Consider the following 12,292-nt stretch of genomic DNA (forward strand, 5'->3'; position numbering starts at 1 on the left):
GGCTTTAGCGGTTTTGGTTTTATTGTATTTGTGTTCGGCCAGGGCCTGTTCGATGATCTTACGCTCTTGAGCTTGCAGCGCGGTGTGTAGGCCGCTTGCCGATGTATCCATTACGGTTTCTGGGATTTTGGTGCGTAGTGTTAGATCATTTTCAGTGATTTGTCCGCCATCGCTTAAAGCTACTGCGCGTTCGAGAATGTTTTCCAGCTCTCGGACGTTTCCTGGAAAGTGGTAATCTAATAATGCATTTTTAGCTGTGTCAGATAATTCGAGGGCTTCAGAATTATTATCTTCGGCAATCCTGTTTAAAATAAAATTGGCCATCAATAAGATGTCGTTATTGCGGTCGCGTAATGGCGGTACGGTCAGGTCTATGACATTGATGCGATAATAAAGATCTTCTCGGAACGCGCCTTCTTTCACTTTTTCCAACAAGTCTTTATGTGTGGCACTTAAAAAACGTACATTCACATTGATTTCCTGGTTGCCGCCAACCGGGCGCACGGCTTTTTCCTGTATTACCCGGAGTAATTTGACTTGCATGTGTAAGGGTAGATCTCCCAGTTCATCCAGAAACAGAGTGCCACCATCGGCAGATTGAATAAGCCCCTGTTTGTCAGATGTTGCTCCGGTAAAACTGCCTTTTTTGTGCCCAAACAATTCACTTTCCATTAATTCTGAAGGAATCGCGCCACAGTTGACGGGTACAAAGGGCTCATCCGCTCTTGGACCGGTGTCGTGGATCAGGCGTGCAACCAACTCTTTACCGGTGCCGGATTCACCCCGTATATGCACCGGTGCTTGACTGCGGGAAACCTTACGGATCATGGTCTTTAGTTTTTGCATTACCTCTGAGGCCCCGATCAATGGTTTGCCTCGCTTATCTTGCATTTCATCAGAATCGGAGTCTTCCGCATCGATATTAATTGCACTCTGGATAAGCTGACGTAACCAGTTTAGATCTACCGGTTTTGAGACGAAATCAAACGCGCCCAATTTCAGCGCTTTAACTGCGGCCTCAACATTTCCATGGGCAGTAATAACCGCCACAGGTATTTTATTAAAATGTTGTTGCATGTACTCTACCAGTTCGAGACCATTCCCATCCGGTAAGCGCATATCGGTGAGGCAAAGGTCAATCTCGTTTTTATGCAAAGCAGCTTTCCCATCGGCAAGATTGGCTGCGGTGACGCTTTTTAAACCCATGCGTTTAAGTGTGATGCTGAGCAGATCGAGAATATCTTGTTCGTCATCAACCACCAAGATCAATGATTGCTTTTTGTTTTTTTTGTTTTTAGTCACTTCGCATATCCCGATTTTATTTAATTCTTTAAGGTCACTCTTTATGGGTCCAGCGTTCTGTATCAGCAAATAGTATTCTAAAGCAGGCACCATCGTGTTTTTTATGATTTATAACGCTTAATTGAGCGTAGTTTAAACTGCACATCTCACGGGCAATATACAAGCCCAAGCCACTTCCTGTGCTTACACTCGAATGAAAAGGCTCAAACAGTTGCTCGGCTTCTTCTGCATCAATGCCTTTGCCGTTATCCAGTATTTCCAACATGAATCGATCGGAAATCTCATGTTTGCGAGTGCGACAAATAATTTTCAAGTCCGCAGTATCTTCAACGGCATGGATGAGTGCGTTATGAAAAATATTACCAATCACCTGACGTAGTTGAGATTCGCCAAAAGACACATGATGACGTGGTTCTACCGGGCTGAACTTGGGTGAATTATAAAACTCAAAAGCGATCTGTCCGGTTTCTAATTCCATGGTTTGGATAAATTCCTCTACAAAACTTTCCAGCCATTCATGTAGATCTAGTTCTTCGGGCTTGTCCAGTGGAGCACGTGTGAGCCCCTGAACATTTTCAATGATCTGATTCATTCGTTTGACCTGCTTGGTAATCAGATTAGTGAAGTAATGATCATCGGAATTCAGATTTTCTGATTCACTTAATAATTGATTGGCATGACTGATAGCGCCCAGCGGGTTTCGAATTTCATGTGCGATACTGGCACTCAGACGGCCAAGGGCAGCGAGTTTGGATTGTTGAACTTTTTCTTGAATAATACTCAGGTCTTCAAGGAATAGTAAAGTACCATCACTCGCCTGACTACCAAGCGGCACAAAGCTTGGTAACATGTTAGTAAAACCATCCAGGGTAATGATGTGGTCATCCCGTTGGTGCACACTTCGTAAAGAGTCTTTCCAGTAACCGTAAAGCTTGGGTGATAACTCTGACAACTTGTATTTGCTTTTAGGATTGTGCGCACCGAGTAGACGGGCTGCGGATTGATTCATTAAACGGGTGTTTCCGTGCTCATCAAGCACAACAATACTTTCGCGCATACGCTGCACAACATAATCATTCAGTTGCGACAAATTGGCAATATCAACACCACGGCGTCTTGCCAATGCTTCAGTCTCACGATAGCGCTCACCAAAGCGTTGCGCCCCGATACTGGTTATAAAGAATAACAAACCGAGGAGTCCTGCTCCGGTGTAGTCTGTGATCATTTCGGGCGACTCAAAGTCGGAAAGTATGTGCTGTCCGAGGAGTGCGATTACCGCAGCCGCCGAAGTGATCAGGCTGAGTTGGCGTGTGAGAATTAAAGCGGCAGTTGATAAAGACAACAATAACATCACGCCCAGGCCGCTGCCGTAGCCGCCACTACTGTGCATCAATACCGCAAAAATGATGCTATCCAACAGACTGCCCGCGAAGGCTAATAATTTTTGTCCGGGCCGTTGTTTCAGGATCGCGTAGCTCATGACGATACTGACACTCAAGAGGGCAACTACACCAAGCCGGAAATATTCGGGATGCACCCCCCCCCAGGGACTGTTGAACCCGGAAAATTCAAAAATGACCAATAAAGTGCTTGCGAGAATTAAGCGCACCAGATTCACGATACTCAATAAACGCCAGGCAATTTCGGACTCTGCCTTATGTAACTTGTCGACGGCTATAGGACTCTGCATGTATAAATTGTATGTTAATTAACGAGTTATACCTAATCATTTCCTTTTTACGGACTTGTTTAATGCTGAATTTATCGGCAATTTTGCTATGTATCTGACTTTCAGGGAAAATACGCGCCCTTGGTCGCTACTTCGGCCTGTGCAAACTTTTTTATTACCTTGAGTTAGGACTATCGATGAATCTTCACGAGTATCAATCAAAACAAGTATTTAGAACTTATGCCATTCCGGTTCCAGAAGGTATTGCTGCCGACAGCCCTGACAATGCCGTTAAAGCTGCCAAAGAACTTGGCGGCGAACTTTGGGTGGTGAAAGCCCAAGTACACGCCGGTGGACGCGGAAAAGCCGGCGGGGTGAAACTGTGCCGCAGTTTTGACGAAGTCCGCGAAGCCGCCAAAGCACTCATTGGTGGCGTGCTGGTCACGCATCAAACCGGACCCGAAGGACTGCCGATTAATATAGTCTATGTGGAATCGGGTTCCCAGATCGAGCGCGAATTGTATTTGAGTTTTGTGATCGATCGCGCCTCGGAAAGAGTTTCGGTCATGGCTTCGGCTGATGGTGGTATGGATATCGAAGAGGTTGCCGAGAAAACTCCCGAACGCATTGTGACCACAAACATCAATCCGGTCACCGGCATGATGCCGTATCAGGCCCGTGCGCTTGGATTTGGTATCGGTCTTGGCAAAGCGCATATCCGCGAGTTCACTAAAGTTTTGTTGAGCATGTATAAATTGTTCATTGAAAAAGATCTCAGCATGCTCGAGATCAATCCATTGATCATAACCAAAGACGATCGCGTTATTGCACTGGATGCCAAGGTTAATATCGAAGACAATTCTTTATTCCGTCAAACCGAAATGAAAGCCTATCGTGATATCAGCCAGGAAGACGAAATGGAAAATCGTGCCAGCGCGCATGACTTGAATTATGTCACTCTGGACGGCGATATTGCCTGTATGGTGAATGGTGCCGGACTGGCGATGGCAACCATGGACTTGATCAAATTGCACGGCGGCGAGCCGGCCAACTTTTTGGATGTTGGCGGGGGCGCCACAGCCGAACGCGTGACCGAAGCCTTTAAACTGATCCTGTCGAATAAAAAAGTCAAAGCCGTTCTGGTCAATATTTTCGGGGGCATCGTTAGATGTGACCTGATCGCCGAAGGCATCATTCAAGCGGTCAAAGAGGTTGGCGTCAAGGTCCCGGTAATTGCACGCCTGGAAGGCACCAATGTTGAAAAAGGTCGTGAGCTGCTGGCTAACAGTGGTCTCGACATTTTGGCCGCCGATGGATTAACCGATGCGGCCAAAAAAGCCGTTGCGGCCGCGTAATCACATTATAAAAACTATCACTAACATTATTGTCTGGAACATTTCATGAGTATTTTGGTTAACAAGAATTCAAAAATTATTTGTCAGGGTTTTACCGGCCGACAAGGCACATTCCATTCCGAGCAATGTATTGCCTACGGAACGAATATGGTTGGCGGTGTTACTCCCGGCCGTGGTGGTGAAACCCATTTGGGTTTGCCGGTTTTCAATACCGTTGCAGAAGCGGTTGATGCAACGGGTGCCGATGTCAGCATGATCTACGTGCCGGCTGGATTTGCCGCAGACGCCATTCTTGAGGCAGCAGCAGCTGGCATCAAGCTGGTCGTGTGTATCACCGAAGGCATTCCGGTTCTGGACATGGTCAAGGTGAAAGCGGCCATGGATGAATTCGATTGTAGGTTAATTGGTCCAAATTGCCCTGGCATCATCACGCCAGGGGAAGCCAAGATTGGAATCATGCCTGCGTCCATTCATCAGCCCGGGAAGATAGGAGTTGTTTCTCGCTCTGGAACATTAACCTATGAAGCGGTTTTTCAAACCACCACAAACGGTCTCGGACAATCGACCTGTGTCGGGATCGGAGGTGATCCGGTACGAGGCCTAAACTTTATCGACGTACTCGAATTGTTTGAACAGGATCCACAGACCGAGGGCATAATCATGGTCGGCGAGATTGGCGGTACCGATGAAGAAGCCGCAGCCGAATACATTAAAGAGCACGTGAGCAAACCGGTTGTGGCATATATAGCCGGAGTGACAGCGCCTCCAGGCAAGCGCATGGGCCATGCCGGTGCGATCGTTTCGGGCGGTAAAGGTACGGCAGATGAAAAATTCAGAGCCTTGAACGCGGCCGGGGTAACCACGGTGCGTTCGCCAGCCGAACTTGGCAGTGCGATCAAGCAACGTCTGGGCGCCTAAATACTGTCTGTAAAATGATTTAACAGGGAGCTTTATGCTCCCTTTTTTATTGAATCCTTTATACTTTATGTCCGGATTCGATAAGATTTTTATACAAGAATTTCTATGTCCTCAGAAAAATTAATAATCGCTGTTGCCCAAATGAATGGTCTGGTCGGTGACATTCAAAAACATTGCGAACAGGTAATTGCCTTATCTAATCAGGCACGTGATGAGCATCAAGCTGACATTATTGTTTTTCCCGAATTGACTTTGACCGGTTACCCACCCGAGGACTTGTTGTTACACGCCGGACTGCAATGGCGAGTACAAAAAGCTTTCAAAAAAATCAAGAATGAGATTAAGGATATTGCCGTAGTCATTGGTTATCCGGATTATCAAGATGACAAAATCTATAATGCCGCAAGTTTTTTATACAACGGTGATGAGCTGGCGCGCTATTACAAGCAATGTTTGCCTAACTATGCGGTGTTTGATGAAAAACGCTATTTCACTCCCGGTGACCAGGCAATGGTGGTCGAATATAAAGGCGCGGATATCGGCTTAACCATTTGCGAAGATCTTTGGGAAGAGTTTCCATTAAAACAGGCGGTTAAAGCTGGCGCCGAGATCATCTTGAATATTAATGCCTCTCCTTATCATGTGAGAAAGATATCCGCACGAGAAAAAGTAATACAAGACGTTTCAAAAAGAATTGATGCACCAATTGTGTACGGTAATTGGGTAGGCGGGCAAGACGAACTGGTGTTTGACGGGTCTTCACTGGTCACAAATTCGGATGGCAAGATTACCAATCGACTGACTCCTTTCAGCGAGGGAATATTAGTCACGACCTTCACACAGGAATCCGGTCGCTGGGAGCCCGTGCAAACACCGCTTCCGCCACAACCGTCATTTTTGCAACAAACCTGGGACGCCCTGGTGGTCGGCACACGCGACTATGTTAATAAAAACCGTTTCCCTGGCATTGTATTAGGTTTATCCGGCGGAATAGATTCGGCGGTAACATTGGCTATCGCGGTAGACGCCTTGGGCGCAGATCGGGTTAGAGCGGTAATGATGCCCTCAAAGTACACTTCCGATTTAAGCGAAAGCGAAGCGGCGCGTCAGGCCGAATGGCTAGGGGTGCAATACGATAGCTTCCCGATTGAAGGAATGTACAAAGCCAGTGTTGATGCGCTTGATGCAGTTTTGTCTGGTACTGTACCCGGGGTCACCGAAGAGAACATTCAGGCACGCTGTCGGGGTGTGATGTTAATGGCGATCTCGAACAAAACCGGCTACATGGTTCTGACTACCGGCAATAAATCCGAAATGGCAGTCGGTTACTGTACCTTGTATGGAGATATGGCGGGTGGATATGCACCGATCAAGGATTGTGTAAAAACCCTGGTATACGACTTGGCTCGCTATCGAAATACCTTGTCCCAAGCCATTCCTGAAGTCGTGATCGAGCGACCACCAACGGCCGAATTACGCTTTGACCAAAAGGACTCAGACTCATTGCCCGATTATGAAATTTTAGATGCGATCCTGGAAGCATTCATAGAAGACGATCAATCGGTCGAGCATATTGTGGCCATGGGCTATGACCTGGAAACGGTAAAACGAGTATTGCACATGGTCAAGCGCAATGAATACAAACGTCGTCAGGCGCCACCTGGAGTACGCATAAGTTCCAGAGCCTTCGGAAAAGACTGGCGTTATCCGATCACCTCGGGGTATTAATTGCAAGATTGTTTTTCGCAAAAAAAACCGGACACTAGTCCGGTTTTTTTATCTACTGCGATTTATTCGAGTATTAGTTTGCTTGCTTGACCCGACTAATATCAGCGGCAAGATCATGCATGCCCATGCCCGTGTAACTGATCTGCAATATATCCAGTGCCTGACGCGCGGCTTGAGTGTCAGGGTATTTTTCTAAAATATTTTTAGCCCGGTTGGCAGCTGCAATGTGAATGCCACGACGTACATAATACTGCGCGACCTTGAGGTCATAATTTGCCAGACGTTCACGAATAAAAATGATGCGTTGTTTGGCATCTGTGGCATATTCACTGGATGGATACTTGCTGACCAAGGTCTGGAAATATTCCATGGAATCTTGCATTTCGTTTTGCGGGCGTTTGCTGCGATCAATGCGCAAAAGATTTTCTACGCGATTATTTTCTTCATCAAAGTGAACCAGACCCAACAGGTAATACACATAATCCAGTTTGGGATGAATAGGGTTTTCCTTGATGAACTGGTTTGCAGCATCGATGGCCAATTCGGAATTTTTCTGTTTGTAATAGCAATAAATCAGGTTCATTTGCGCTTGGCGTGTTGCTTTACTGAGTGGATACTGGGTTTCCAGCTGTTCAAACGCGGAAACTGCCGATTGAAAGTTGCCCGAATTCATGTAGCGTTCGCCCCGCTTAAATAAGTATTCAATCGCTTCATCCGGGGTCAGGCGTGAACTTCTCACGGATTCTGAACCGTCATCAGAATTGGAAGCGCAACCTGTCAGCATCAGCAAGGCACTTAAGCCCGCAGCAATCAAGACGCTTACAGGTGAAATACGAGATTGTGTTAAATTAGATGTTTGCACGATTTACTCTTGGTCAATATTTTCAAATTCAAAGCCTGGAAAATGCGGTATTTTTAAGCATTGCGGCCCAGTTTCCTAATCAAGCATTATAGACTATCCAAAACCTGTTTATATCCATGTCTGACATCAAAAATTCAAACGACCCATCGCCAGCGGCCCAAGAGCCAAATACCGGGCGACTACTTGAAGCCGTTCCAGCAGAATTGGCGGGCAAGCGCTTCGATGTGATCGTGGCCAAATTGTTCCCGGAGTATTCACGTGCGCGCTTACAGACCTGGATCAAGTCCGGCAAAATCCTGGTCGATGGGCAACAGTTAAAACCGCGCGAGAAACTCGCCAGTGGCATGAAGATCGTTATGACCGTGGAGCCCGAAGTGATCGTGCATACCGAGGCGCAGTCCATTGATCTGCCCATTGTTTATGAAGATGAAGCCGTGATCATCATCAATAAGCCCAAAGGCTTGGTCGTGCATCCCGGGGCGGGCAATAGCGACCGCACCTTGATGAATGGCTTGTTGCATTACTTGCCCGAGTTGGAGCAAGTTCCCAGAGCCGGGATTGTGCATCGACTCGATAAAGACACCACCGGTTTGATGGTTGTGGCAAAAACACTGGTGGCGCATGCGCATTTAGTCAGTGAGCTCGAACAACGTCTGGTCAAGCGTGAATATCTGGCTGTATGTCGAGGCGTGCCTACGGCTGGCGGCACGATTGATAAACCAATTGGCAGGCATCCCAGCCAACGCACCAAAATGTCGGTTTTATCCGCCAGTTCCAACTCGGCAAAACCTGCCACCACGCACTTTAGAGTAGTGCAAAAATTTTCTCGCCACACCCTGATCCGCTGCAAACTGGAAACCGGACGAACTCACCAGATCCGTGTGCACATGGCCTGGAAATCCCACCCTCTGGTGGGAGATCAGGTTTACGGTGGTCGTTTACAGATCCCTAAAGGGGCCAGTGAGGCATTGCAAACTGCGCTGCGTGGCTTTAAGCGTCAGGCTCTGCATGCTACACAGCTGGGATTCATGCATCCTGAACAGGGAAAATATTATCAATGGCAAATTCCGATGCCGCATGACATGCAGAATCTGGTAGATGAATTGTCGGCCGACAAGGAATCCTAATGTCAAATGAGCAAGGCAAATTTCGCTTGAAATTGTTGTTGCCGGATTGGGATGTCCCCGCGCATGTCTTGGCTTGTACGACTTTACGCCAATCAATTGACCCGGCCAATCCGTATGAGGGCTTTAATCTTGCAAGTCATGTGGGTGATAAGCCTGAACGCGTTACCCAAAATCGCGAACTATTGAAACTAGCACTGGCATTACCCGCTGAACCACATTGGCTGGACCAGGTTCATTCAGACCGCATGCTGGATGTGGATGAATTGCAAAAAAACGCTGTATTGCGGTCCAACACATTGCAGGCGGACGCCACATTCACCCGAACTGCCCGGCAAGTGTTGGTCATCATGACCGCCGATTGTTTACCCGTGTTGGTCACCGACTGTAAAGGGCGTGGTATTGCGGCCATTCACGCTGGATGGCGTGGACTTGCGCGCGGCATACTTCGAAAAAGTCTGAATGCATTTATCACGGCTCTGGACATCAAAGCCAGCGAATGTCGGGTGTGGCTGGGTCCGGCAATCAGTCAAAAATACTTTGAAGTGGGCAAAGAGGTTCTAGACACTTGTGCAAAGCAAATCCCGGTAGCACCCGAGGCGTTCAGTCAAAAAACCAATAACAAATACGCTTGTGATATTTATCATCTGGCTCGTCTGGAATTGCAATCCCTGGGAATCGATGCGATCAGTGGCGGCGATCAATGCACGTATGCCCAAGAATCGGAGTATTATTCGCACCGCCGGCACACGCATCAAGCAGACATACAACAAGACCCGCATTGCGGACGCATGGCAAGCCTTATTTGGTTAAGTGACCTGATTTAACAAAGAAGAGTAAGTATATGAGCACTTTGAATGGCATCATTTTTTTTACCGCCCTGGGTGGAATTCTCAGCATTCTGGCGGCCAGTATGCTTTTGTTGATCTCGGGCAAACGCCGGGATGGTCTGGTGCCGCATTTGGTCAGTTTCGCGACTGGAGCATTACTTGGTGCAGCATTTTTAGGTTTGTTACCGCATGCATTGCAAATGGCGGGTTCGGAGAACTTTCATAATCTGGGGCTCTCTATCCTGATTGGTATTGTGACTTTTTTTATACTGGAAAAAACCGTACTGTGGCGACATTGCCATAATGACCATTGCGAGGCGCATACTTTAACCAGTGTGCAATCGCACCACGATGACCACGGGGATTATCACCAACACGTCCAGACCGTGCCAAGTTTTGAGCCCACCGATGCTCAAAGACAGGCCGCCAGTGGCCAAATGATCCTGCTTGGTGACGGCGTACACAATTTTCTTGACGGTATTTTAATTGCCGCCGCCTTCTTAACCGACTTTCATCTGGGTGTGGTGACGGCCTTGGCGGTTATCGCGCACGAGGTGCCTCAGGAAGTTGGCGATGTGGCCATTTTACTCGACAGTGGTATGTCTAAAAAGCGGGCTTTTTACACTAATTTAGCCGCTAGTTTGACCGCCGTGTTTGGGGGCATTCTTGGATACTATGCCTTGAAAGACCTGCAAGAATTTTTACCCTATGTACTGGGTTTTGCCGCCTCGAGTTTTATTTACATAGCAGTTGCTGACCTCATTCCCGGATTGCATCGTCGTGTAGACGCAGGAAACTCGATTAAACAAATTCTCTTGATCGGTTTGGGAATTCTTGTGGTGTATTTTTCACATGCGACCTTGCACTAAGCACGATCCCTGTCGCCGAGAGGCTAAATAGCTAATCTGATATGCTTGAAAAGTCTGCAATCGACCCCACCTATAGAGCAACTAAATAACCCGCAGAAAATCTGCAAATACGATTATGAGAATGGATAAACTTACCAGTAAATTCCAAATGGCGCTTTCCGATGCCCAATCTTTGGCGGTCGGCAAGGGCCATCAATTTATAGAACCAAGCCACGTGCTTTTGGCCATGTTGCGCCAAGAGGGCGGATCGGTTCGTCCCTTATTAAACAAAGCGGGTGCGAATTCCAATCAACTGGCCAAAGAGCTGGATGACTTTTTGTCACGTCAAGCCAGTGTGGAAGGCAATGCCGGTGAAGTGCATTTTTCCAATGATCTGTCACGCTTGCTGAATGTCACGGACAAACTGGCCCAAGACCGCGGCGATCAATTCATTGCCAGTGAATTATTTGTTCTGGCCGCGGTAGCTTCCAAAGACCAGGTTGCCGGATTTTTGAAAGATGCCGGAGTCACTTTAAACGCCTTGAACCAGGCGGTTGAAGATTTACGCGGAGGGCAAGCCGTAACCGATGCCAATGCCGAAGATTCCCGTCAGGCACTGGATAAATACACCATTGACCTGACCGGAAAAGCCGAACAAGGCAAACTCGATCCAATTATAGGTCGCGATGATGAAATTCGCCGCACCATTGAGGTATTACAACGACGTCGCAAGAACAACCCTGTGTTGATCGGTGAACCGGGCGTGGGTAAAACCGCAATTGTGGAGGCGCTCGCGCAACGCATCATCAATGGCGAAGTGCCCGAAGGCATGAAAAACAAACGCATCCTGAGTCTGGATGTCGGCTCCTTGATCGCGGGTGCAAAATATCGTGGTGAATTTGAAGAACGCCTGAAAGCGGTTTTGAACGAGGTCAAACAACAAGAAGGCCAGATCATTTTATTCATCGACGAAATGCACACCATTGTTGGCGCGGGTAAAACCGACGGCGCACTGGATGCCGGCAACATGTTAAAACCGGCCTTGGCGCGGGGTGAATTGCATTGTGTGGGCGCGACCACCCTGGACGAATATCGTGAATACGTTGAAAAAGACGAAGCTCTGGAGCGACGCTTTTTAAAGATTCTGGTGGATGAGCCGAGTGTCGAAGACACGGTGGCAATTTTGCGTGGCTTAAAAGAACGCTACGAGGTGCATCACGGGGTAGATATCACCGATTCGGCCATTGTGAATGCCGCGGTATTGTCAAACCGATACATTACTGACCGACAACTTCCGGATAAAGCGATTGATCTGATCGATGAAGCGGCGTCACGGATTCGCATCGAGATCGACTCCATGCCGGAATCCATGGACAAACTTGATCGTCGCTTGATTCAGTTAAAGATCGAGCGTGAGTCATTACGTCAGGAGACCGATGAAGCCTCGCAAAAACGCTTAAGTGCCCTGGAAACCGAAATTGAAAAAGTGGGCAAAGAGTACGCGGATCTGGACGAGGTCTGGAAAGCGGAAAAAGCCATAATGCAAGGCGCAACTCTGATCAAAGAACAGCTGGAACAAGCCAAGATCGACATGGATGCGGCTAAACGTGCGGGTGATCTGGCCAAAATGTCTGAACTGCAATACGGTCGAATTCC

General features: G+C 47.7%; 10 protein-coding genes. 7 read left to right on the forward strand and 3 right to left on the reverse strand.

Translation table 11 applies throughout. From position 1 onward, the window contains the following. Together HKN88_08165 and HKN88_08170 are read right to left on the reverse strand one after the other, a co-directional pair. A partial coding sequence (locus HKN88_08165; GenBank protein ID NNC98034.1) for a sigma-54-dependent Fis family transcriptional regulator occupies positions 1-1,395 on the reverse strand: 1,395 nt, incomplete at its 3' end. Next, on the reverse strand, positions 1,337-2,992 hold the full coding sequence (locus HKN88_08170; protein NNC98035.1) for a hypothetical protein: 1,656 nt from the start codon (positions 2,990-2,992) through the stop codon (positions 1,337-1,339). The genes HKN88_08165 and HKN88_08170, both read right to left, overlap by 59 nt. A gap of 176 nt (positions 2,993-3,168) precedes the next feature. On the opposite strand from HKN88_08170, the gene sucC reads away from it, so the two are divergent. The 3 genes from sucC (at position 3,169) to HKN88_08185 (ending at position 6,972) form a co-directional block, all read left to right on the forward strand. After that, positions 3,169-4,326 (forward strand): ADP-forming succinate--CoA ligase subunit beta, encoded by a 1,158-nt coding sequence (sucC, locus tag HKN88_08175; GenBank protein ID NNC98036.1) that lies wholly within the window; start codon positions 3,169-3,171, stop codon positions 4,324-4,326. Positions 4,327-4,371: 45 nt separating this feature from the next. After that, positions 4,372-5,244 carry a succinate--CoA ligase subunit alpha gene (sucD, locus tag HKN88_08180; GenBank protein NNC98037.1) on the forward strand — a complete coding sequence of 291 codons (873 nt, stop codon included), beginning with the start codon at positions 4,372-4,374 and terminating at the stop codon, positions 5,242-5,244. 105 nt (positions 5,245-5,349) lie between these two features. Further along, positions 5,350-6,972 carry an NAD+ synthase gene (locus HKN88_08185; GenBank protein NNC98038.1) on the forward strand — a complete coding sequence of 541 codons (1,623 nt, stop codon included), beginning with the start codon at positions 5,350-5,352 and terminating at the stop codon, positions 6,970-6,972. A 73-nt stretch (positions 6,973-7,045) separates the two neighbouring features. Here HKN88_08185 and HKN88_08190 read toward each other — a convergent pair whose 3' ends face one another. Further along, positions 7,046-7,834, reverse strand: a complete 789-nt coding sequence (locus HKN88_08190; GenBank protein ID NNC98039.1) for an outer membrane protein assembly factor BamD — start codon at positions 7,832-7,834, stop codon at positions 7,046-7,048. Between the two features lie 116 nt (positions 7,835-7,950). On the opposite strand from HKN88_08190, the gene rluD reads away from it, so the two are divergent. The 4 genes from rluD to HKN88_08210 form a co-directional block, all read left to right on the forward strand. Beyond that, entirely contained in the window at positions 7,951-8,961 is a 1,011-nt protein-coding gene (rluD, locus tag HKN88_08195) for a 23S rRNA pseudouridine(1911/1915/1917) synthase RluD (GenBank protein NNC98040.1), read from the forward strand. After that, on the forward strand, positions 8,961-9,785 hold the full coding sequence (pgeF, locus tag HKN88_08200; GenBank protein NNC98041.1) for a peptidoglycan editing factor PgeF: 825 nt from the start codon (positions 8,961-8,963) through the stop codon (positions 9,783-9,785). The genes rluD and pgeF overlap by 1 nt, the downstream gene beginning before the upstream one ends. A 17-nt stretch (positions 9,786-9,802) precedes the next feature. Further along, on the forward strand, positions 9,803-10,657 hold the full coding sequence (locus HKN88_08205) for a ZIP family metal transporter (protein ID NNC98042.1): 855 nt from the start codon (positions 9,803-9,805) through the stop codon (positions 10,655-10,657). 115 nt (positions 10,658-10,772) lie between these two features. After that, a partial coding sequence (locus HKN88_08210) for an AAA family ATPase (GenBank protein ID NNC98043.1) occupies positions 10,773-12,292 on the forward strand: 1,520 nt, incomplete at its 3' end.

The organism is Gammaproteobacteria bacterium (genome assembly GCA_013001575.1).
In the GTDB taxonomy this organism is placed as follows: Bacteria; Pseudomonadota; Gammaproteobacteria; order Steroidobacterales; family JABDMI01; genus JABDMI01.